Annotated in this window: 19 protein-coding genes; 7 read left to right on the top strand and 12 right to left on the bottom strand. The window is 73.4% G+C overall.

Annotation, left to right across the window (positions count from 1 at the left end; translation table 11 throughout):
- Positions 1-127 precede the first annotated feature (127 nt).
- Positions 128-874 carry a hypothetical protein gene (locus tag RWE79_RS34535; protein WP_475944019.1) on the bottom strand — a complete coding sequence of 249 codons (747 nt, stop codon included), beginning with the start codon at positions 872-874 and terminating at the stop codon, positions 128-130.
- Positions 875-1,023: 149 nt separating this feature from the next.
- Here RWE79_RS34535 and RWE79_RS34530 point away from each other — a divergent pair, with 149 nt between their 5' ends.
- Entirely contained in the window at positions 1,024-2,922 is a 1,899-nt protein-coding gene (locus RWE79_RS34530; RefSeq protein ID WP_475944018.1) for an ABC transporter transmembrane domain-containing protein, read from the top strand.
- A complete protein-coding gene (locus tag RWE79_RS34525) occupies positions 2,919-4,700 on the top strand; it encodes an ABC transporter ATP-binding protein (protein WP_475944017.1) in 1,782 nt (593 codons plus the stop codon). Before RWE79_RS34530 ends, RWE79_RS34525 begins: the two co-directional genes overlap by 4 nt.
- 96 nt (positions 4,701-4,796) lie before the next feature.
- Here the strand turns inward: RWE79_RS34525 and RWE79_RS34520 are convergent, their stop codons facing one another.
- Positions 4,797-5,591, bottom strand: coding sequence for a metal-dependent hydrolase (locus RWE79_RS34520; protein ID WP_475944016.1), 795 nt, complete (start codon positions 5,589-5,591; stop codon positions 4,797-4,799).
- Positions 5,592-5,724: 133 nt separating this feature from the next.
- On the opposite strand from RWE79_RS34520, the gene RWE79_RS34515 reads away from it, so the two are divergent.
- From RWE79_RS34515 to RWE79_RS34505, 3 genes are all read left to right on the top strand, one after another.
- Positions 5,725-8,247, top strand: coding sequence for a DEAD/DEAH box helicase (locus RWE79_RS34515; RefSeq protein ID WP_475944015.1), 2,523 nt, complete (start codon positions 5,725-5,727; stop codon positions 8,245-8,247).
- A gap of 101 nt (positions 8,248-8,348) precedes the next feature.
- Entirely contained in the window at positions 8,349-9,212 is an 864-nt protein-coding gene (locus RWE79_RS34510; protein ID WP_475944014.1) for an acyl-CoA thioesterase, read from the top strand.
- 113 nt (positions 9,213-9,325) lie between these two features.
- A complete protein-coding gene (locus RWE79_RS34505; protein WP_475944013.1) occupies positions 9,326-10,771 on the top strand; it encodes a sulfatase family protein in 1,446 nt (481 codons plus the stop codon).
- A 61-nt stretch (positions 10,772-10,832) separates the two neighbouring features.
- Here RWE79_RS34505 and RWE79_RS34500 read toward each other — a convergent pair whose 3' ends face one another.
- The 4 genes from RWE79_RS34500 to RWE79_RS34485 all read right to left on the bottom strand — a co-directional run bounded on the left by RWE79_RS34500 (position 10,833) and on the right by RWE79_RS34485 (position 14,957).
- A complete protein-coding gene (locus RWE79_RS34500) occupies positions 10,833-11,732 on the bottom strand; it encodes a DUF6397 family protein (protein WP_475944012.1) in 900 nt (299 codons plus the stop codon).
- Positions 11,733-11,838: 106 nt separating this feature from the next.
- On the bottom strand, positions 11,839-12,240 hold the full coding sequence (locus tag RWE79_RS34495) for a DUF742 domain-containing protein (RefSeq protein ID WP_475944011.1): 402 nt from the start codon (positions 12,238-12,240) through the stop codon (positions 11,839-11,841).
- Positions 12,241-12,246: 6 nt separating this feature from the next.
- Positions 12,247-12,657 carry a roadblock/LC7 domain-containing protein gene (locus RWE79_RS34490; protein WP_475944010.1) on the bottom strand — a complete coding sequence of 137 codons (411 nt, stop codon included), beginning with the start codon at positions 12,655-12,657 and terminating at the stop codon, positions 12,247-12,249.
- Positions 12,654-14,957, bottom strand: a complete 2,304-nt coding sequence (locus RWE79_RS34485) for a sensor histidine kinase (protein WP_475944009.1) — start codon at positions 14,955-14,957, stop codon at positions 12,654-12,656. Before RWE79_RS34485 ends, RWE79_RS34490 begins: the two co-directional genes overlap by 4 nt.
- Positions 14,958-15,181: 224 nt before the next feature.
- Here RWE79_RS34485 and RWE79_RS34480 point away from each other — a divergent pair, with 224 nt between their 5' ends.
- Positions 15,182-16,198: an alpha/beta fold hydrolase gene (locus RWE79_RS34480; RefSeq protein ID WP_475944008.1), complete on the top strand. Its 1,017-nt coding sequence runs from the start codon at positions 15,182-15,184 to the stop codon at positions 16,196-16,198.
- A gap of 64 nt (positions 16,199-16,262) precedes the next feature.
- On the opposite strand, the gene RWE79_RS34475 is transcribed toward RWE79_RS34480, so the two are convergent.
- The 6 genes from RWE79_RS34475 to RWE79_RS34450 all read right to left on the bottom strand — a co-directional run bounded on the left by RWE79_RS34475 (position 16,263) and on the right by RWE79_RS34450 (position 21,755).
- Positions 16,263-16,877, bottom strand: a complete 615-nt coding sequence (locus tag RWE79_RS34475) for a GTP-binding protein (protein WP_475944007.1) — start codon at positions 16,875-16,877, stop codon at positions 16,263-16,265.
- Positions 16,858-17,256, bottom strand: coding sequence for a DUF742 domain-containing protein (locus RWE79_RS34470; RefSeq protein WP_475944006.1), 399 nt, complete (start codon positions 17,254-17,256; stop codon positions 16,858-16,860). The genes RWE79_RS34475 and RWE79_RS34470 overlap by 20 nt, the downstream gene beginning before the upstream one ends.
- A gap of 20 nt (positions 17,257-17,276) precedes the next feature.
- The gene (locus RWE79_RS34465) at positions 17,277-17,702 is read right to left on the bottom strand and encodes a roadblock/LC7 domain-containing protein (RefSeq protein WP_475944005.1); all 426 of its coding nucleotides are present in this window, start codon (positions 17,700-17,702) and stop codon (positions 17,277-17,279) included.
- Positions 17,699-20,518 carry a sensor histidine kinase gene (locus RWE79_RS34460; protein WP_475944004.1) on the bottom strand — a complete coding sequence of 940 codons (2,820 nt, stop codon included), beginning with the start codon at positions 20,516-20,518 and terminating at the stop codon, positions 17,699-17,701. Before RWE79_RS34460 ends, RWE79_RS34465 begins: the two co-directional genes overlap by 4 nt.
- Positions 20,515-21,285: an MHYT domain-containing protein gene (locus tag RWE79_RS34455; RefSeq protein WP_475944003.1), complete on the bottom strand. Its 771-nt coding sequence runs from the start codon at positions 21,283-21,285 to the stop codon at positions 20,515-20,517. The genes RWE79_RS34460 and RWE79_RS34455 overlap by 4 nt, the downstream gene beginning before the upstream one ends.
- Positions 21,286-21,419: 134 nt before the next feature.
- Complete coding sequence (locus tag RWE79_RS34450) at positions 21,420-21,755, bottom strand: YnfA family protein (RefSeq protein WP_475944002.1); 336 nt, start codon at positions 21,753-21,755, stop codon at positions 21,420-21,422.
- A gap of 14 nt (positions 21,756-21,769) precedes the next feature.
- Here RWE79_RS34450 and RWE79_RS34445 point away from each other — a divergent pair, with 14 nt between their 5' ends.
- Complete coding sequence (locus RWE79_RS34445; RefSeq protein WP_475944001.1) at positions 21,770-22,369, top strand: class I SAM-dependent methyltransferase; 600 nt, start codon at positions 21,770-21,772, stop codon at positions 22,367-22,369.
- Positions 22,370-22,550: the final 181 nt, after the last annotated feature.

Here is a 22,550-nt window from a genome sequence, read left to right as displayed (position 1 = left end):
CAGAGCGCCTTCCCACCGGGACGGGCCGGCGATCGGCAGGCAGCCGGGCGGCGGGCGGTCAGGCGGTGGGCGGTCAGGCAGTGGGCGGCGGGGCAGCCGGGCGGCGGGGCGGTCGGGCGGTGGGCGGTCAGGCCTCCAGGTCCGCCGTGTCGCCCATGACGATCACCGGGTGCTGGGCGGGGTCGAGGGTGCGCAGCAGATACTCCATGTCGGCCTTGGACTGGCTGACGCAGGCCGAGGTGCCGCTTCCGTGGTCCATGTGCAGCCAGATGCTGCCGCCCTTGGACTGGCCCTGCGGCCGGGTGGGGTCGATCGGCGAAGTGCCCTTGACCCGGTTGTAGTCGATGGCGATGACCAGGTCGAAGTCGTGCCAGTGGCTCTTCGCCCAGTAGTGCGGCGCCTGGAACGCGGTGGTCTGGTGGTACGGCAGCTTCGCGCCGGGGTCGGCCAGCACGCCGCCGGCGTCGGAGAGGGTGAAGACACCGACCGGGCTCTTCTTGTCACCCTCGTGGTGGTCGGTGGTCCAGCCGCGCTTGCCGTTGTGGCCCGACCAGGTGCGCTCGCGCTTCCAGGTGTCGCCGTGCCGGGTGAACAGCGCGACGGTCGAGTCGGCCGACGTGGCGCTCTTGCCGTACACCGCCACCACCTGGCGGGCGTTGGCCGGGATGTCGCCGCGCAGCTTCGCGCCGACGCCTGGGATTTGGCGGGTCACGGTGGCCGGTGAGGCGGAGGCGGCGGCGTTGCCGGACTCGCCGGCCCTGGCCGCCGGTGCCGACGGGTCGCCATCGCTCCCGGCGGAGGCTCCGCCGCAGCCGGCCAGCAGGAGCAGTCCCGCGGCGGCAGCCGCCGTTCGTACAGTCCCGGTTATACGCATCGTGCCCCATCCTCGCATCCATGAAGCATGACGAACGGCCTGCCCCTACGCGTTCCGCAGGCCGGGGGAGAAAAACCGGTTGAAAGTGTGACCTCGGTAACGCGACCCTGGCACGTCCCCCTTCCGCCCCCACCCCATGTCGGGACGTCATGTCGCTCAGCGCTCTTCCTCATGCCGATCCGGGTGTCCCCGACACCCGCTCCGGCTTCCGCTTCCTGCTCTGGCTGGAGAAACGCCAGATCCGCGGGCAGATCACGGCCGCCCTGTGGGGAACGCTCCACATGGCGGCCGTGGCGTCGTTCCCGGCGACGGTCGGCATCGCCGTCCAGGCCGTGGTCGACCACTCGGGCAGACGGCTCGCGGCGGCCGGGGCTCTGATGCTCGCCCTGGGCCTGCTCACCGCGCTGGGCGACACGATGCTGCACCGGATCGCCGTCACCAACTGGATCAGCGCGGCGGCCCGGGTGCAGCTGCTGCTGGCCCGCAAGACCGTCGAGCTGGGCTCGGTGCTGACCCGGCGGGTCGCGGCCGGCGAGGTGGTGGCCGTCAGCACCGGTGACGTCGAGAAGATCGGCTGGTTCGTTGAGGCGCTCGCCCGCTTCACCTCGGCGCTGGTGGCCACCGTGGGTGTCGCCGTGGCGCTGGTGGTCTACCAGCCCCAGCTGGGGCTCATGGTCGCGGCCGGTATCCCGGTGATGGCGCTCGCCGTGCTGCCGCTGCTGCCCCGGGCCACCCGGCGCGCGGACGAGCAGCGCGAGAAGGCCGGCCGGGCCACCACCCTCGCCTCGGACACGGTCGCGGGGCTGCGCGTACTGCGCGGCATCGGCGGCGAGGAACTGTTCCTGGCCCGCTACCGGCGGGCCTCGCAGGAGGTCCGGACGGCCGCGGTGCGCAGCGCGCGGATGTGGGCCCTGATCAGCGCCGTCCAGGTCGTGCTGCCCGGGCTGCTGCTGGTCGGGGTCGCCTGGTACGGGGCGCGACTGGCGCTCGCCGGGCGGATCACGGTGGGTGAGCTGGTCACGGTCTACGGCACCGTGGTGTTCCTGACGTTCCCGCTGCGCGGCTTCGAGGAGATCGCCATGGCGTACTCCTTCTCGCGGCCCTCGGCCAAGCGGGCGGCCCGGGTCCTGGCCCTGGAGCGGGGCGTGCCCGTCCCGGCCCCGCCCGGCGATCCGGTGGCACCGGCCGGTGATCTGTACGACCCGGCGACCGGGCTGCTGGCCCCGGCCGGGCTGCTGACCGCCGTGGTGTGCGGCGACCCGGACGCGGCCGGACGGCTGGCCGACCGGCTCGGCGGGCACAGCCCGGCCAGGGAGGACGGCGATCCCTCGGCGCTGCTGGGCGGCACGGCCCTGGACGCGCTGCCGCTTGGCCGGGCGCGGGCCGCGGTACTGGTCCAGGACAAGGAACCGGTGCTGCTGTCCGGGACGCTGCGGGAGCTGCTCGACGTACCGTCCTCCGGGGCGGTGGACCCCGCGGCGGCGCTGGCGGCCGCGCAGTGCGGGGACGTCCTGGACGCGCTGGCCCAGGCCTCGGTGGAGGCTCCCGCGGACGGAACGGGCGGCGATCCGCTGCGGACCCCGATCACCGAGCGCGGCCGTTCGCTCTCCGGCGGCCAGCGGCAGCGGCTGGCGCTGGCCCGGTCGCTGGTCACGGACCCGGAGGTGCTGGTCCTGGACGAGCCGACCAGCGCGGTCGACTCGCACACCGAGGCACGGATCGCCCTGGGGATCAAGGAACTGCGGGCCGGGCGCACCACGGTCGTGTTCACCTCCAGTCCGCTGCTGCTGGACCGCGCGGACCGGGTCGTCCACCTCGCCGACGGGTCGGCCGGCCCGGCCGGCACCCATCAGGAGCTGCTCCGGCGGGATCCCGGCTACCGCGCCGTCGTCACCCGGGAGACCGAGCCGGAGGGCGCGGGCGCACCACGGCCGCCGCAATCGGCGGGCGCACCGGGACCGCACCGGCCGCGCCGGCTCGACGAGCTGCCTCAACTACCCCAACTGCCCCAACTGCCCGAACTCCAGGAAGCCGAGGAGTCCGCATGATCGGCGTGAAGCCACCGGAGTACGACCCGGCCGCGCCGCGGCAGAGCACCACCCTGCCGGTCGGCTCACCCGCCACCGTGCGCGCGTACGTGGCCGAACTGACCCGGCGGCACCGCGGGGCCTTCGCGCTGCTCGTCACCGTCAACTCGGTCGCGGTCATCGCCTCGATGGCCGGTCCCTACCTGCTGGGCCGCCTTGTGCAGGACCTGTCGTCGGGCGTTCGGGAGCTGCATCTGGGGCGTACCGTCGCGCTGTTCACGGTGGCGCTGGCCGTGCAGGCGGTCTTCGTACGGCTGGTGCGGCTGCGGGGCGCGATCCTGGGCGAGCGGATGCTGGCCGACCTGCGGGAGGACTTCCTCGTACGGTCGGTGGGTCTGCCGCCCGGGGTGCTGGAGCGGGCCGGCACCGGGGACCTGCTGTCGCGGATCACCACGGACATCGACCGGCTGTCCAACGCGATGCGCGAGGCGGTGCCGCAGCTGGCCATCGCCGTGGTCTGGGCGGGGCTGCTGCTCGGGGCGCTGACCGTCACCTCGCCGCCGCTGGCCCTGTCGGTGCTGGTCGCGGTGCCGGTGCTGCTCGTCGGCTGCCGCTGGTACTTCCGGCGCGCCCCCGCCGCGTACCGCTCGGAGGCCGCGGGCTACGCGGCGGTGTCGGCGGTGCTCACCGAGTCGGTCGACGCCGGGCGCACCATCGAGGCGCACCGGCTCGGGGACCGCCGTGAGGAGCTGTCACGGCTGCGGATCAGGCAGTGGGTGGCCTGGGAGCGCTACACCCTGTGGCTGCGCAGCGTGCTCTTCCCGACCATCAACCTCACCCATGTGCTGATCCTGGGCGCGGTGTTGATGATCGGCGGCACCTTCGCGCTGCACGGCTGGATGTCGGTCGGCGAACTGACCGCCGGCGCGCTGTACGCGCAGATGCTGGTCGACCCGGTCAACCTGGTCCTGCGCTGGTACGACGAGCTGCAGGTGGCGCAGGTGTCGCTGGGCCGGCTGGTGGGGGTGCGCGAGATCGGGCAGGACGGTGCCGACGAGCGGCTGGAGCCCGACGGCCGGGAGGTGCGCGCCGACGCGGTGAGTTTCGGCTACCGCCCGGGCAGCGACGTACTGCACGGGATCAGCCTGCGGGTGCCGCCCGGCACCCGGATGGCCCTGGTCGGCCCGTCCGGGGCCGGCAAGTCCACCCTGGGCCGGCTGCTGGCCGGGATCTACGCCCCCAGGGCGGGCGAGGTGACGCTGGGCGGGGCCGAGCTGGCGCGGATGCCGGCCGAGCGGGTGCGTGAGCATGTGGCGCTGGTCAACCAGGAGCACCATGTCTTCGTCGGGACACTCCGCGACAATCTGCGGCTGGCCCGCGAAGGGGCGGACGACGACGAGCTGTGGCGGGCGCTGGTCGCGGTGGACGCCGACGACTGGGCGCGCGGCCTGGCGGACGGCCTGGACACCGAGGTCGGCTCCGGTGGCACCGCGCTGACCCCGGCCCAGGCCCAGCAGGTGGCGCTGGCCCGGCTGGTGCTGGCCGACCCCCACACACTGGTGCTGGACGAGGCCACCTCGCTGCTCGACCCGCGTGCCGCCCGGCACCTGGAGCGTTCCCTCGCCCGGGTGCTGGACGGCCGCACGGTCGTCGCCATCGCGCACCGGCTGCACACCGCGCACGACGCGGATGTGATCGCCGTGGTGGAGGAGGGCCGGATCAGCGAGTTCGGCAGCCACCATGAGCTGGTCGAGGCCGACGGGGCGTACGCGGCCCTGTGGCGGTCCTGGCACGGGTGACACGCCAGGACCCGGCGCGGGCGGACCGGGGTCGGGGGGCGGGGGCGGGGGCGGGGCGTCCCGCCCGGCCCCCCGACCTGCCGGTCCCGAGCCGCCCTATCCGAAGATTCCGAGCGCTCCGAGCGCGCCCACACCGCCGAGGACGAAGAAGGCCGGGGTCAGCACCTTGATCTCCACCCAGCTGCCGGCCCGGAACCGCATGAACTTCGGCGGCCCCATCGGGTACCAGCGCTTGCGGCCTATCGGGATCGGCCACAGGATCGGGCAGCCGGAGACGGTCAGGGCGTCGCCGATGCAGTGCACCAGGGCGCCGAGCACGATGGGGATGCCGATCCACAGGTAGTGCTGGTCGGGCTGGGTGAACAGCCAGCCCCTGCCGTTCTCCGTGCTGTCCAGGACGTCGGCGAGCATCCAGGCGCTGGTCGCGCCGAGCAGCCAGACGAGTACGTCGCTGGAGACCCGCGCCTGCCGCCACAGCAGGCCTTCGACGGCGAGCACCATGTGGACGAAGAGGATCGCGAGGACGGCCCAGCGGCCGCCCACCAGCGCCGCACCCGAGCAACCTGCGCCCAGCAGCACGGCCCACACCCAGGTGTGGGTCAGGGTGCGGTGTCCGCCGGAGCGGCGCGGGTCACCGGGCTTGCGGGTCGACTTGTAGGTCGCGTACGACAGCTTGTCGATGATCTCGCACAGGGCCCGGGAGACCGGTCCGAAGGCCCGCGATATGGTCGCCGCCTTGTGGTCCAGGTCGGGGGCGAGGGCGGCGCCCGCGCAGATCAGGGCACCGACCACGAGCGTCGGCCACGGCATGGGGTGGTCGAGTGCGGCAGCCGCCGCCCCCACCCCCAGCCACGCTGCCGCTCCGGACAGTGAGTGCGCAGGTCCCATCATGTTCCGGCCCCGCCCCTTTCGGCCCGCCCGCGGGCGGAGTTGACGCGTAATCGACGGCACACCATACCGCCGGTTGATCTTCCGCCATGCCGCCGGTTCCCGCCCCGGCCTCCGGGACAGGCAAGATGGTGGGGTGACCCTTATCGATCAGCTGCCTTCCGAGGCCGACCCAGACGCCCTGTTCGAAGCCTTCTCGACGTGGGCGGAGAGCCAGGGCATCTCCCTCTACCCCGCTCAGGAGGAGGCGCTGATCGAGGTCGTCTCGGGGGCGAACGTGATCCTGTCGACCCCGACCGGCTCCGGAAAGAGCCTGGTCGCGGCGGGTGCGCACTTCGCCGCACTGGCCCGGGACGAGGTCACCTTCTACACCGCGCCGATCAAGGCCCTGGTCTCGGAGAAGTTCTTCGACCTGTGCAAGCTCTTCGGCACCGAGAACGTCGGCATGCTCACCGGCGACGCCTCGGTGAACCCCGACGCCCCGGTCATCTGCTGCACCGCCGAGGTGCTGGCGTCCATAGCTCTCCGGGACGGCAGGAACGCCGACGTCGGCCAGGTCGTGATGGACGAGTTCCATTTCTACGCCGAGGCCGACCGCGGCTGGGCCTGGCAGATCCCGATCCTGGAGCTGCCGCAGGCCCAGTTCCTGCTGATGTCGGCGACCCTCGGCGACATGTCGCGCTTCGAGACGGACCTGACCCGCCGCACCGGCCGCCCCACGGCGGTCGTACGCTCCGCGACCCGGCCCGTCCCGCTGTCGTACGAGTACGTCACCACGCCGCTCACCGAGACGCTGACGGAGCTGCTGGAGACCCGTCAGTCGCCGGTCTACATCGTGCACTTCACGCAGGCGGCGGCGGTGGAACGGGCGCAGGCGCTGATGAGCATCAACATGTGCACCCGGGCCGAGAAGGACGCCATCGCCGAGCTCATCGGCAACTTCCGCTTCACCACCAAGTTCGGCAAGAACCTGTCACGGTACGTGCGGCACGGCATCGGCGTGCACCACGCCGGGATGCTGCCCAAGTACCGGCGGCTGGTGGAGAAGCTGGCGCAGGCGGGTCTGCTGAAGGTCATCTGCGGCACCGACACCCTGGGGGTCGGTGTCAACGTCCCCATCCGCACGGTGCTGTTCACCGCCCTGACCAAGTACGACGGCAACCGGGTACGGACGCTGCGCTCCCGGGAGTTCCACCAGATCGCCGGGCGCGCGGGCCGGGCCGGCTTCGACACCGCCGGATTCGTGGTGGCGCAGGCGCCCGAGCACGTCATCGAGAACGAGAAGGCGCTCGCGAAGGCCGGGGACGACCCGAAGAAGCGCCGCAAGGTGGTCCGCAAGAAGGCACCCGAGGGCTTTGTCGCCTGGTCGGACAGCACCTTCGAGCGGCTCATCGCCTCCGATCCCGAACCGCTCACCTCCCGCTTCCGGGTCACCCACGCGATGCTGCTGTCGGTGATCGCCCGGCCGGGCAACGCGTTCGACGCGATGCGCCGGCTGCTGGAGGACAACCACGAGGACCGCCGCTCCCAGCTGCGGCACATCCGGCGGGCCATCGCCATCTACCGCTCGCTGGTGGCCGGCGGGGTGGTGGAGCGGCTGGACGAGCCCGACGCCGAGGGCCGCGTCGTGCGGCTGACGGTGGACCTCCAGCAGGACTTCGCGCTCAACCAGCCGCTGTCCACGTTCGCGCTGGCCTCCTTCGAACTGCTGGAGCCCGAGTCGCCGTCGTACGCCCTCGACATGGTCTCGGTGGTCGAGGCCATCCTCGACGACCCCCGGCAGATCCTGGCCGCCCAGCAGAACAAGGCCCGCGGCGAGGCGGTCGCCGCCATGAAGGCGGACGGGGTGGAGTACGAGGAGCGGATGGAGCGCCTGCAGGACGTCTCCTACGTCAAGCCGCTGGAGGAGCTGCTGTTCCACGCGTACGGCGTCTACCGCAAGAGCCACCCGTGGGTCGGCGACCATCCGCTGTCCCCCAAGTCGGTGGTCCGCGACATGTACGAACGGGCCATGACCTTCTCGGAGTTCGTCTCGCACTACGAACTGGCCCGCACCGAGGGCATCGTCCTGCGCTACCTGGCCGGGGCCTACAAGGCCCTGGAGCACACCGTCCCGGACGACCTGAAGTCCGAGGACCTCCAGGACCTGATCGCCTGGCTGGGCGAACTGGTCCGCCAGGTGGACTCCAGCCTGCTCGACGAGTGGGAGCAGCTCGCCAACCCGGAGGTGATGACGGCCGAGGAGGCGCAGGAGCGCGCCGACCAGGTCAAGCCGGTCACCTCCAACGCCCGGGCGTTCCGGGTGCTGGTGCGCAACGCGATGTTCCGCCGGGTGGAGCTGGCCGCCCTGGACCGCTACCAGGACCTGGCGGACCTGGAGGACGGCGGAGCGGGCTCGCGCTGGGACGCGGACGCCTGGGCCGACGCCATGGACGCCTACTGGGACGAGTACGAGGAGCTGGGCACCGGGCCCGACGCGCGCGGCCCCAAGCTGCTGCAGATCGAGGAGGAGCCGGAGAGCCGGCTGTGGCGGGTCCGCCAGGTCTTCGCCGACCCCAACGGCGACCACGACTGGGGGATCTCGGCCGAGGTCGACCTCGACGCGTCCGACGAGGAGGGCCGCGCGGTCGTCCGCGTGACCGGTGTGGGCGCACTGTGACGGTGCACGGTGCGGATGCGGACGGCGGGGACGGCAGAGACAGCGGGGACAGCGGGGACCGTGGAGACCGTGGGAACCGTGGGAACGAAGGAGCACACCCGATGACCAACCCGGCCGAACGGCTGGTCGACCTGCTCGATCTGGAGAGGATCGAGGAGAACATCTTCCGCGGCCACAGCCCCGACGAGCGCCTGCAGCGCGTCTTCGGCGGCCAGGTGGCCGGCCAGGCACTGGTCGCGGCCGGGCGGACCACCGACGGGCAGCGGCCGGTGCACTCCCTGCACGCGTACTTCCTGCGTCCCGGCCGGCCCGGCGTGCCGATCGTGTACCAGGTCGAACGGGTGCGGGACGGGCGGTCGTTCACCACCCGGCGGGTGGTGGCGATCCAGCAGGGGAGGACGATCTTCAATCTGACGGCCTCCTTCCACCAGCCGGAACCCGGCTTCGAACATCAGCTGCCGATGCCCCGGGTGCCCGATCCGGAGAGCCTGCCGAAGCTCGCCGACGAGATCCGCGAACACCTCGGCACCCTGCCCGAGTCACTGGAACGGATGGCCCGCCGCCAGCCCTTCGACCTGCGCTACGCCGAACCGCTGCGCTGGACCCCCGAGCAAATCGAGGGCGCCGAGCCGCGCAGCGCCGTGTGGATGCGCGCCGTGGGCCCCCTCGGCGACGATCCTCTGGTGCACACCTGCGCGCTCACCTACGCCAGCGACATGACCCTGCTCGACGCGGTACGCGTACCGGTCGAGCCCCTGTGGGGCCCGCGCGGCTTCGACATGGCCTCCCTGGACCACGCCATGTGGTTCCACCGGCCCTTCCGGGCCGACGAGTGGTTCCTCTACCAGCAGGAGTCCCCCATCGCGACCGGCGCCCGAGGCCTGGCCCGGGGCCAGATCTACGACCGCGAGGGCAGGCTGCTGGTCTCCGTGATGCAGGAGGGCCTGTTCCGCAAGGTCGGCTGACCCAAGCGTGGTTGAGGCCGGGTGTTGCGGCCGTGTGGACCAGCGTGAACATCGGGTGAGGGCGGCCCGTGACCCGTTGCCCGCCGGGGCGGCGAACGGCAGCGTTGAGCACCATGAACGATCCCGGGATATCCCGCCGCCTCTTCCACGGTCTGGTGGGCGGTGGCGCACTGAGCGCGGCCGGTGTGGCAGCTGCCGCACCGGCCGCCGCGAGCGGTGCGGACGACGAGAACGACACGGACACGGGGGAACACCCGTACCGCGCCCGCTCCGGCGGCGCCACCGGCCGGCGCCCCAACCTGCTGGTCGTCCTGGGCGACGATCTGGGCTGGGCGGATCTGTCGTCCTACGGCGCACCACACATCAGGACCCCTCACCTCGACCGCCTCGCCCGCCAGGGCGTGCGGTTCACCAATGCGTACTCCGGCTCGGCGACCTGCTCCCCCACCCGGTTCAGCCTCTACACCGGCCGCTACCCGGGACGCACCAAGGGCGGGCTGGCCGAACCCGTCGGCGACCGCTCCCAGGGGCTGGACCCGAACCATCCCACCCTCGCCTCACTGCTCCGGGCGGCCGGATACTCCACCGCGCTGATCGGCAAGTGGCACTGCGGCTGGCTGCCCGACTACAGCCCGACGAAGTCCGGCTGGGACGAGTTCTTCGGTAACTTCGGCGGCGTACTGGAGTACTTCTCCAAGCTCGGGCAGCTCGGCGAGTACGACCTGTACGAGGGCGACGCCAGTCACCAGGACCTGCGCTACTACACGACGGTGCTCACCGAACGGGCCGTCGAGTACGTCTCCCGTGCCCACGACAAGCCCTGGCTGCTCAACCTCAACTTCACCACCCCGCACTGGCCGTGGCTGGCCGAGGGCGACGCGGCCGCCGGTGCCGTGGTCGAGGCGAGGATCAGGGCCGCGAGCAGCCGCGCCGAGATCGTCGAGGCGCTGAACCACTACGACGGCGGCTCGGTCGCCAAGTACGCCGAAATGGTGGAGAGCCTGGACTCCGCGGTCGGCGAGGTCCTGTCGGCCCTGCGTCGCTCGGGCCAGGAGGACGACACCCTGGTGCTCTTCGCCAGCGACAACGGTGGCGAGCGCTACTCGTACAACTGGCCGCTCAGCGGGCAGAAGTCCTCGCTGCTGGAGGGCGGCATCCGGGTCCCGGCCATCCTGCGCTGGCCCGCCCGGATCGGGCCGCGTCAGGTGAGTCACGAGCCGAACTTCTCCCCGGACTGGACGGCGACCCTGCTGGAGGTGGCCGGGGCCCGCCCGGACCCGGCTCACCCGCTGGACGGCACCAGCCTGGCCGGCTACCTGCTGCGCGGCGAGAAGCCCGCCGAGCGCGACCTGTTCTGGCGGGTGCGTGCCAACCGTGCCCTGCGTCGCGGGGACTGGAAGTACTACCAGGACGCCGACGGAACGGACCACCTGTTCAACCTCGCCCAGGACGCCAGGGAGCAGGCCGATCTCGCGCCCGACCGGCCGGAACTGCTCGCGGAACTCAAGGCCGCCTGGGAGAGCACGGCCGCGGACCTGCTCCCGTACTCGGCGGCCTGAGACCCCGCCCCGGGTGGTCCGGAGGACGGTGAGGGTGCCGGGCACGCCGAGGCCCGGCGGTTCAGACCCGGGCGGCATCGCATCCTCCGGCGCATCGCCCGCCGGGCGGCCCGGCCGGCCGTGTGAACAGGGCCCGCCAGCCCCGGCGTCGCCGCTCCGCCCCGGCCGGGGCCTGCGGATGAGCCGGGGCGGACCGGCCGGGGCAGGGGGCCGGGCGCTCGGCCCGGGCCCGGGTCAGTGCCTCGGCCAGGCGGTCGCGGGCGTCGGCGACCTCGTCGGGGTGGCCGGCGACGACCACGGCCTCGACCACCGCGCGCACCGCGTGCGCGCCGGTGCCGCCCGGTGGCATCCCCGGCCGGAGCCTGCGCAGATAGGTGCGCTCGGCGACGTCGGGCACGATCCGCGCCGCCGCCTCGGGACCGAGGAGCTCGGCCCAGACGGCGGCCTCGCCCCAGGCGTCGACGGCGTCCCTCACGAACCCCGCGGCGCGGCGTGCCCGCCAGCCACGGGCCCGGTGGTCCTCCCCCTCGCCCAGGGCCTGCCGCAGGGCCGCCGGGAGCCGGCCGGTCAAAAGTTCCGGGCGGTCCCGCGCGAGGCCGCGCACGTCATCGGCGAGGTAGAGCCAGACGACGGCCCGGTACCGGTTGGCGTACCAGCGGACGGGACTGATCAGCCCGCCTCTGGCCAGTCTGGTGAAGCGGTCCCGGTTGATACCGATCAGCTCGGCGGCCTCGATGCTGCCCACGACGGCCAGCCGCCGGCGCAGCGCCGAGGGGAAGCCGTCCTCGGCCCGCAGCCGCTCCACCTCCCCCAGCGGAATCCGGCGGCGTCCGACACCGGACTGCGCCGTACGTACTTCGGCGACCTGGAGCGCCACCTCGAACTCCCCCAGTTCAAGACCGAGTTCGCCCCGGGCCCGGTCCATTCCGAGCAGGTCCTCCGCGGCCTGGATCACTGCCATGTCATCAACCCCCTGTGACGATCAGCTACCGACAGTCACGAAGGTAGTTCAGGGGTACGACAACGTCCAGCGCCCCCGTCCGGGCCTGTGGATAACTCGGCGGTCGTCACAGGGCCCGCAGCCGGTCGATCACATCCCGCAGCAGCCCGGTGTCGGGCAGATCGGCCGGCGGCACGGGGCGGACGAGGCGCAGTCGCCCCTCACGCAGCAGGTCGCCGAGGAGCACCCGCACCACACCCACGGCCAGATCGGCCTCCGAGGCGACCTCGGCCACCGACAGCGAGCCGCGACGGCACAGCTGCAGCAGCGCCAGATGCTGGTCGTCGAGGGTGTCGTCCGGCTCGGTGTCCGCGTCCGGGTCCGCGACGATCACCGCGATGAGGTCGATGTCCTGACCGGCCTCGGGGCGGGTGCGGCCCCCGGTGATGGTGTAGGCGCGGACCATCGGACCGGCGTCGTCGTCATACCAGAGCACGCCCTCCTCGTCCGCCGGGCCCGGCGGGCTCATCTGACGTCACTCCCCCCGGTCGTCCGCGTCGTGCTGCCGGGGGGCCACGCCCAGGTGCTCGCCGACCCGGTGCACCATCAGCGTCATCTCGTACGCGACCTGGCCGACGTCGGCCTGCATCCCGCTGAGCACGGACAGACAGCTGCCCTCGCCCGCCGCGGTGACGAAGAGGAAGCCGTCGTCGAACTCGACCATCGTCTGCCGTACGCCCCCGACCTCGAAGTGCCGGCCGACGCCCTTGGCGAGGCTGTGGAAGCCGGAGGAGACCGCCGCCAGGTGCTCGGCCGTCGCACGGTCGAGGCTGCTGCTGGCCCCCGTCACCAGTCCGTCGTTCGACAGCACGAGCGCGTGCCGGACATGCGGCACCCGTTCCGTCAGTTCGTCCATCAGCCAGGTGAGTCCTGTACTCACGGTCATCCCCCGTCCTCCCCGGTCGGTCGTCGTGGTGCTTCGGTGGAGCGGCCACGGGCCAGCCCGCGGGCGAACGCCGCCATGGTGGAACGGGCCTCCTCGGGCGATCGTTCCCGGTCAGTACCCACGGGCGGGGTGTCCGCCGGGCTGTCGTGCACGGTGTCCTCCCTGAGCTGGGGGACGAGATTCGCCTGTCGTACCCGCTTCGGCAGGCCCATGCCCGTACGCTCCTCGTTCCGGGACACCCTCGACGCCACCGGGACCCCCGCCGTACGGGCACCATTACGCGTCCGGGAACCCGCGGCGGCCACGGCGTCGACCCGCTTCGCCGCCGTGGCCGCCGCGTCGGGCACCGAACGGGGGCTCAGCGGTACGTCGCCGGTCTCGGGCTCGTCGTCCTCCGGCTCGACCAGAATGTCCCGGGGAATGAGGACGACCGCCGCCGTGCCGCCGTAGTCCCCGCGCCGCAGCGTGACCCGAACCCCGTGCCGGGCCGCCAGCCGGCCGACGGTGAACAGCCCGAGCCGGTCGGTCTCCGGCAGCTCGACCCCGGCCGCCGCCTCGCCGACCACGTTGTTGGCGTCGGCGAGACGTTCGGGGCTCATCCCGAGCCCCCGGTCCTCGACCTCGACGACATAGCCGCCGGCGACGACCTCGCCGCGCACCACCACCTTGGTCTCGGGCGGTGAGAAGGCGGCCGCGTTCTCGATCAGTTCGGCCAGCAGGTGGACGACATCCCCGACCGCCGCGCCCGTCACGGAGATACGCGGCATCCGCCGTACCGTCACCCGGGGGTAGTCCTCGACCTCGCCGACCGCGGCCCGCACCACCTCGGCGAGCCGCACGGGGCGCCGCCAGGCCCGGCCGGGCGAGTTGCCGGAGAGGATGAGCAGGCCTTCCGCGTGCCTGCGCATGCGGGTGGTCATGTGGTCGAGCCGGAACAGGTCCTCCAGCTCGGTGGGGTCCTGGGTGCGGCGCTGCATGCTGTCGAGCAGGGTGAGCTGGCGGTGCAGCAGCACCTGGCTGCGGCGGGCCAGGTTGGTGAAGACCGCGGAGACACCGCGCCTCAGCTTCTCCTGTTCCACGGCGGCCTGGACCGCGGCCCGCTGCGAGGTCGTGAAGGCCCGGCCGACCTGGCCGATCTCGTCGGCGCCCAGTGACAGTGCGGGTGCGGCCTTGGACACCGCGTCGTCGTCGAGCATCTCCCCGGCCCGCAGTCTGCGCATGACCTCGGGCAGCCGGTTGCCGGAGAGCTCCAGCGCCTCGTCGCGCAGTGTCCGCAGCCGGCGCACCAGGCGGCGGCCGAGCCGCAGGGAGACGGTGATCGAGAGAATGACCAGCACCAGGCCCGCGAGGCTGAACGCGCCGGTGCGCAGCAGCACGTCGTAGCCGGTGGAACGGGCCTCCGCGCCGATGTCGCCGGTGGCGGTGACATTGATGGCGTCCAGTTCGTCGAGGGCGTCGCTGACGCTCTGGCGCCACAGCGACTCGTCGACCGCGTAGGGGGCGTCCTTGGCGGTGGAGCTGATGGTCAGCAGCTCCACGGAGTTCAGGGCGCCGCCCAGCTTGCCGTTCTCGAAGGCCTCCAGCCGCTGGGCGGCGGCGTCGGGCAGCTCGCCGCCGTAGGCCCGCTGGAGGAGTGTGCGCCCGCTGATGAGGCTGGTGAAGTCCCGGAACTCGGCGTCGTCCATGCCGCCCATGACCCGGGTGGCGGCGATTATCGCGTCCTCCTGGGAGAGCAGTTCGCGGGCCCGGACCACCTCGACGGCCACGATCGCCTGCTGCGCGAGCTGCCCGGTCTGCAGGGCGGCCAGTGACTCGCGCAGCTGGAACCCGGGTTCGATCACGGACGAATAGGTCTCCAGGACGTGGGCCCAGCTGGCCTCGGGGTCGCGGACCTCCTCGCGCAGGGAGGCGAGCCCGTCCACGGCCCCCTTGAGCGTCAGGGTCAGCTGTTCCTTCTGGTCACCGGAGAGCGTCGTGCCCCGCGCCTGCTGGAGGGCGTGCGCGCGCAGAACGGCCAGGCGGGCGTCGGTCCTGCGCTCCAGCCCGGCCAGCGTGCTGCCGCCCACGGCGCCGCGCGAGGCGCTGTAGACGACGGCGGCACGGCGTTCGGACTGGATCGCCAGGTCGAGGTCGTCGACGGGGGTGCCGTAGTACCGGTACGTCTCGGCGACCCGCAGCAATGACAGCGCGTCGCGCACCGACGAGTACGTGCTGTAGGTCCACAGGCCTGCCAGGGAGAGCAGCGGCACCAGGAGCAGTGCCACGAGCTGGGTGCGGATGGTGCGGGGACGCAAACGCATGGGCGGTGGATCCTCGGTGATGTACGTGAGGGCGAACGCATCCGTTTCGACCGTGGTTCGATACGGAAGGGGCACAGTATGTCCTATGGGGCGCCCTTGTCGCTCCCCCGGTGTGACAAATCACAAGTCTGTGAACCGGCTGTGCCGGCCGTCCGTTCAGCCAGTTCACGGCCCGCTAACCGGAGCGCATTGTCCGGGAAACGCGGCTGCCGCACTCTGGACGGATGGAGCGTGGCCTGGTGGTCAAGTGGGCGTACGGTCCCTCCCCCGCCGCCAAGGGCGCGCGGCCGGAGGTTCCGGTGCTGTACCGGGACATCCACGGCTACCGCAGGGCGTTCCGGATGGCCGGCAGCGGTCCGCCACTGCTGTTCGTGCACGGACTCGGCGACTCCTCCGCGACCTGGTCGCACATCCTGCCCCGCCTGGCGGCCGGCCGCACCGTGATCGCGCCCGACCTGCTCGGCCACGGCGACAGCGAACGGCCACGCGCCGACTACGCGGTGGCCGCGTACGCCTGCGGCATGCGCGACCTGCTGGGCGTCCTGGACGTCGACCGGGTGACGGTGGTCGGGCACTCCCTCGGCGCCGGCGTGGCGATGCAGTTCGCCTACCAGTTCCCCGAGCGCTGCGAACGGCTGGTGATCGTGGGCGGTGGCGGGGTCGGCCCCGAGGTGCATCCGCTGCTGCGGCTCGCGGCGGGCCCGGGCGCGGAACTCGCGCTGCCGCTGGCGACCTCCGCGCCGGCCCGCAAGGCGCTGAGCTGGGTCGCGCCGCTGCTGCGGCTGACCGGCGGGCTGGGGCTCGGCCGGCACGACTTCGACTACGTACTGGAACGCTATCTGGCGCTGTCGACCGACACCAGCCGCCAGGCCTTCCTGCGCACGCTGCGGGCGGGGGTCGACCTGCGGGGCCAGGTCATCACCATGATGGACCGCAGCTATCTGACGGCCGGCCTGCCCACGCTGATCGTCTGGGGCGCGCACGACGGGGTCATTCCGGTCGAGCACGCCTCGATCGCGCACGACGCCATGCCGGGCAGCCGCCTGGAGGTGTTCGAGGACGCCGGGCACTTCCCCCACCATGACGCCCCCGAGCGCTTCGTCTCCGTGCTGGAGGAGTTCCTGGACTCCACCTCACCCCAGGAGTACGACCCCGTACGGTGGCGGCGCCTGCTGCGCAGGGGCATGCCCGACACGTCGCTGTACCCGGAGAGCGAGGCCCATCCGTCCAGCGGGTCGTGAGCGGCGCGAGTGGGGGCCCGGACCGGCCCGCCTCCGGCCCTCGCGCGGCCCGCGCCCGCCCGCCTCAGCCGACGGAATCCAGCATGCGCGCGGTGTGCATCCGCCCGGCGTGCTCCACCAGCGCGATCAGCACTTCCTTCCCCGACTCGCGGCTGCGCGCGTCGCACAGCACGACCGGGGTGCCGGCCTCCAGGTCCAGCGCGCGCGAGACGTCCTGCGGGCGGAAGGCGCGTGACCCGGGGAAGCGGTTGACGGCGACGGTGAACGGAATGCCCCGGTGTTCGAAGAAGTCGACGGCGGGAAAACAGTCCTCCAGGCGGCGCGTGTCGGCGAGCACCACGGCGCCGAGCGCGCCGCTGGACAGCTCGTCCCACAGGAACCAGAAGCGGTCCTGGCCGGGGGTGCCGAAGAGGTAGAGCGAGAGCCCGGACCTGATGGTGATCCGGCCGAAGTCCATGGCGACCGTGGTGGTCGTCTTGCGCTCGACGCCGTCGGTGTCGTCCACGCCCCGGCCGGCCTCGCTGAGCCGCTCCTCGGTGCGCAGCGGCCGGATCTCGCTGACCGCGCCGACCAGGGTGGTCTTGCCGACCCCGAAGCCCCCGGCGATCAGGATCTTCAAGGCCATGATCTGGTCGTCCGAAGCCGCGGGGCCCGGTCGGTCAGAGCGCGCGGAGTCCATTGATCACCTCTCGCAGGATGTGCTCGTCGGGGAGTTCGGCGGGGGGAACGGGGGCGTGCACCCGGACGCTGCCCAGCGTCAGCAGATCGCCCAGCAGGACCCGGACGACGCCGACCGGCAGGTCGGCGTCGGCGGCGAGTTCCGCGACCGACAGCGGCTCGCCGCGGCACAGTCCGAGGATCGCGCCGTGTTCGGGGGCGAGCGAGGGGTCGTCCACGGCCCCGGGTTCGGCGACGACCTGGGCGATGAGGTCGAGCCGCGCACCCGCCGACCCTGGGCGGGTGCGGCCGCCGGTCATCGCGTACGGGCGTACCAGCGGTCCGGCGTCGTCGTCGAACCAGTGGCGGTCGCCGCGCGTGGCCGGGCCGGGGTCTGTCATGGAGGTCTCCACGGTGCCGGTCAGCCGCGGTCCGGGCTGTCGTCGGCGGCTCTGCGCGGCGGGGTGTGCAGATGCTCGCCGACGCGCTTGACCAGCCGGGCCATCTCGTACGCGATGAGGCCGACATCGGCGGTCTCGGTGGTGAAGACGGCCAGGCAGGAGCCCTCGCCGGCGGCGGCCACGAAGAGGAAGCCCCGGTCGAGTTCGACCATGGTCTGGCGGACCTGGCCCGCGTCGAAGTGGCGGCCCGCGCCCTTGGCCAGGCTGTGGAAACCCGAGGCGACGGCCGCGAGGTGCTCGGCGTCCTCCCGGGTCAGACCGCGCGAGGCGCCCACCGCGAGGCCGTCGTTGGACAGCACCACGCAGTGGCGTACGTGGGCGACCCTGTCGGTCAGCTCGTCGAGCAGCCAGTCGAGTTCGCCGGACCGGTGCGATGTACCGATCATCCGTGGTCTCCTTCACGCGACATGGGCGCCTCCGGCCCGGGAGCGGGAACGGAGGGGGTGTCCGGCGGGTCGTCGCGGGGCGCGAAGCGCGGCGGACGGCGGTCGGGCCTGGCGTCACGGGCCTCGGGGCCCCCGCCACGGAGCCAGCCGCTGCGGTAGGCGGCCATGGTGGCCCGGGCCTCCTCGGGCGAGCGCACGGCCTCGGGGGCCGGCTCGGAGCCGGGCGCCCCCTCCCCGTCACCGGCGCGGCGGCCCCGGCCGGCCGGCGGGTCGAGGAGCTGCGGGGCGAGGCTGGCCCGCCGGACCCGGCGCGGGAGTTCACCGGCGGGTCCGGCGGGATCCGCCGGCGGCCCGGGCGGGGGCGCGCTGCGCACGGCGGGTGGCGGTGAACCGGACGGCGTCCAGCGGGCCGCGTCGGAGCCGCGCGTGTCCGCCGACTGACGGGGCTGCTCCGACGCCCGTGGTCCCGGGGGCCGGGATTCCGGCGGCCGGGCTCCGTCACGGGCCGCCGCTTCCGGTTGGCGCGGTCGCCGTCCGCCTCCGTCGAGCTGGGCGGGGGGCGTGCGCATGGGGAGCCCCTTCCCGTCGCGCGGCGTGCCGGGAACCCCGGCCTGCGCATACGCGTGTGTCTCCGGCCGCTCCTGTGCTGGGCCGGTCACGGCCCGGGCGGCCTGGGGCCGGGAGGCCGGTGCCGGTGCCGGGGTGCCGAACTCCAGCAGGGCGGTGGGCAGCAGGACCACGGCGGTGGTGCCGCCGTACGCCGACGGGCGCAGCGACACCTTGACGTCGTGCCGTCCGGCGAGCCGGCTGACCACGAAGAGGCCGAGCCGGTCGCTGTCGAAGAGGTCCAGGGCCTGGGCCTGGCCGATGCGCCGGTTGGCCTCGGCCATGGCCTCCTTGCCCATGCCCAGCCCCCGGTCCTCGACCTCCAGGACGTAGCCGTTGCCGACCTGCTCGCCGTAGACCCGGACCTTGGTGTGCGGGGGCGAGAACTGGGTGGCGTTCTCGACGAGTTCGGCGATCAGGTGGGTGAGGTCGGCGACGGTCGAGCCGGCCACGGCGGCGTGGGGCAGCCGCGGCACCTCGACCCGCTGGTAGTCCTCGACCTCGGCGACGGCGGCCCGGACCACGTTGGTGAGCGGGACGGCTCTGCGCCAGGCCCGCCCGGGAGCCGCTCCCGACAGGATGATCAGGCCCTCCGCGTGGCGTCGCATCCGGGTGGTGAGGTGGTCGAGGCGGAACAGGTCCTCCAGTTCGTCGGGATCCTCCGTGCGGCGTTCCATGCTGTCGAGCAGGGCGAGCTGGCGGTGGACCAGGACCTGGCTGCGGCGGGCGAGGTTGACGAAGACGCCGGAGACACCGGAGAGCAGTTCGGCCCGCTCGACGGCGGCCTGGAGGGCGGCCCGCTGGAGGGTGACCAGTGCCTCGCCGACCTGGGCGATCTCGTCGCTGCCGGGTTCGCCGCGGGGTACCTCCGCGTCGATGTCGATCTCCTCGCCCGCGCGCAGGCGGCGCATGGCCCGCGGGAGTTTCCGGCGGGCGAGCTCCAGAGCGGTGTTGCGCAGGTCGACGAGTTCGACGACCAGGCCGCGGCCGATGCGTACCGAGATCAGCAGCGAGGCCAGGACGGCGAGCAGGCCGAGCAGGACGGCGGCCCCGGATCCGGTGAGCACACTGCGCGCGACCGGGTCGGCGTGACCGGCGGAACCGGCCGCCGCCGCCAGGTCGCGCAGCCCGGTCAGCACGGGTGCCGAGGCCTGCTGCCAGGCGGCGGCGGACACGGCGTCGGAGGCGGCCCGGCCGGGTCCGGCGTCGCGCGCCCGGTCCTCCAGTGCCTCCAGTTCCCGGTAACGGCCGGAGCGGGCCAGCCGGTCCCAGGTGGCCCGGTCGGCGCCGCGCAGGTCACGAGCGGAGGAGGCGAGCAGCAGCCGGCGGCTGTCGACGGCGCCCGTGAAGTCGCGGTGGCGGGCCGCGGGGAAGCCCCGGCCCAGCTGGGCGGCGGAGAGCAGGGCGTCCTCGGCGGAGAGGAGTTCGGCGGAACGGTGCAGGTCCAGGGCCACCCGGTCGGAGGGGGTGGCGGCGAGGGCCCCGGCGACCGCGAAGGCGTTGTCGACGGCGGCCGAGTAGTCGTCGTAGGTCTCGTCCCAGGCCGCGGCGCCGGTGGTGACGCGCGTGCGCAGCGAGCCCAGGGCGGTGACGCCGTCTACGAAGATCCGTACCCGCCGGGTCACCTCGGGGGGCAGTCCGGTGCCGTCGGCGACGGTGTGCGTGCGGTCCAGGCGCAGCGGGGCCGCCGCGCGGTCGGTGCCGGCCGCCCGCCGGCGCAGTTCCCCGGCGCGGTCGGCGGTGGGGGCCGCGAGGTAGCCGGCGGCGGCGCGGCGCTCGGCCTGGAGGGCGGTGACGGTGGCGGCGAGGGGCTGGCGGACGGTGCGGTCGACCCGCTGGGCGCGCAGTTGGGCGGAGACCTCCTGGGCGGCGGTGACGGCGGCGAAGGCCCACAGCGCCATCAGCGCCACCACCGGGACCATGAGGACGGAGACGATCTTCGCGCGCACCGATCTGGGCCGCAGCCCGAACCGCGCCCCGGCCGGCGGGTGCCACCGCTGCCGGCGTTCGCGGGGCAGCGGGCCCAGGTCGGAGACCGCGGAGGCCAGCGCCGGACGGCGGACCCTCTCGTCGGCCGGCCTTCCGGCGTGCGCACGGCGGCCGCGCGGGGCGCCGGTGTCGCGTCCGTCGGTGGCGTCGCGTCCGTCGGTGGTGTCGCGTCCGTCGGTGGCGTCGCGTCCGTCGGTGGCGTCGCGTCCGTCGGTGGTCATATGGCGCCCTCCGCGAGTCGCTGGGCGGTGGCGGAGGCCTCGCGTTCCCTGGCTGTCGGGGAGAGCGCGACGAACGCGGAGGTGAGGAAGAGATACGAGCCGAGGACGACGACCAGCGGGAACAGGAAGGCGGTGGCCCCGGCTCCGGGCAGGCTCCCGGCGGAGGGCTGGACCGTGACCCGTACGGCGAACATCCCGGTGTAGTGCATGCTGCTGACCGCCGCGCCCATCACCAGGGACGCGCCCGCCACGACAGCCGGTTGACGGACCGTCAGGGTGGCCCAGAGCGCGGCGGTAGCGGCGGCGACGGCGATCAGCACCGACAGCGCGACCAGCCAGGGGTCGTAGCCGATCCGCCCGTGCAGCCGTACGGCGGCCATGCCCAGGTAGTGCATGCTGGCCACGCCCAGTCCGGTGGTGAGGCCGCCGACGGCCAGCGAACGGCCGCGCCTGGTGCCGTAGCCGACGACGAACACCCCGAGGCCGACCACGAGCACGGCGACGAACAGGCTGAGGACGGTCAGCGGCACGTTGTAGCGGATCTCGGTACCGGAGACACCGAAGCCGAGCATGGCGATGAAGTGCATCGTCCAGATGCCGCTGCCGAGCGCGCTGGCGGCGGTGAGCAGCCAGTTGCGGCGCGAGCGTCCCGTGGTGGCGAGCGCCCGCACGGTACAGCGCAGGCCCAGCGCCGCCCCCACGCAGGCCATGGCGTACGAGAGCGTCGGGGTCAGCCAGCCGAAGGCGGCGTGGTCCATGTGTCCCATGGCCAGGGGACGGTAGTCCGGGTGGCGGAGCGGTCCTGGGTCATGACCGGAGCCTGCGGAAAATGACAGCGACCTGTCCTCAACCGGCCCGGTACGACCGGCGGGAGTCCGAACCTGCGCACACGGTGTGTGAATCAGCCGCTACGTGGCGCATACATGATGAGAGCCACCCCGGCCAGGCACACCAGCGCCCCGGCCACGTCGAAGCGGTCGGGCCGGTACCCGTCCAGCACCATCCCCCACACGAGCGAACCGGCGACGAACACTCCGCCGTACGCGGCCAGGATCCGGCCGAAGTCGGCGTCGGGCTGCAGCGTCGCGACGAATCCGTACAGGCCCAGAGCGACCACGCCGGCCCCCGCCCACATCCAGCCCCGGTGTTCGCGGGCGTACTGCCAGATGAGCCAGGCGCCGCCGATCTCCAGCACCGCGGCGAGCAGGAACAGGGCGACCGAACGCAGCGGGAGCATGCGACCATGATGCCGTGCACACCGACCCCGCCCAGGTCCGGGAGTTCTTCGCGGCCCGAGCCGCGGACTGGGAGACGCGCTACCCCGACGACGGCCCCGCCTACCGGGCCGCCGTCGCCGAGCTGGGCCTGCGCGCAGGGCAGGCGGTGCTCGACGCGGGCTGCGGCACCGGCCGCGCGCTGCCCTTCCTGCGCGGCGCGGTCGGACCGGACGGCCTGGTGGCCGGCGCCGATCTCACCCCCGAGATGCTGGCCGCCGCGGCGGCCAGGGGCCGGGACCGGGACGGCGCGCTGCTGCTGACCGACGCGGCGCGGCTGCCGCTGCGCGACGGCGTGCTGGACGCGGTCTTCGCCGCGGGTCTCATCGGCCACCTCCCCGACCCCGGCGCGACGCTGCGCGAGCTGGCCCGGGTCACCCGGCCCGGCGGCCGGCTCGCCCTCTTCCACCCCATCGGCCGTGCGGCGCTGGCCGCACGCCAGGGCCGCCGGCTCACCCCGGACGACCTGCGCGCCGAGCCCAACCTGCGGCCGCTGCTCGCCGGTTCGGGCTGGTCCCTGACCGCCTACACCGACACCGGCTCCCGGTTCCTGGCGATGGCGTCCGCGAGGGCCTGAGGGTCGTCGGACCTCTCCGACCGGGCCGCGGTCCCCCTCACCGGCGTGCGGGACGCGGGCCGGTGCCGCGTGGCAGAGGTCGCGCTCGCGGGGTGCCACCTCTCGACGTGAGGGTTACCCGCTGGTTAAGGTGCGCGGACCACCGACAGGCAGCGGAAGGAGAGGGCCCGTGACCACGACG

The organism is Streptomyces sp. RLA131, from assembly GCF_056270125.1.
This window is presented reverse-complemented; position numbering and strand designations above follow the sequence as displayed.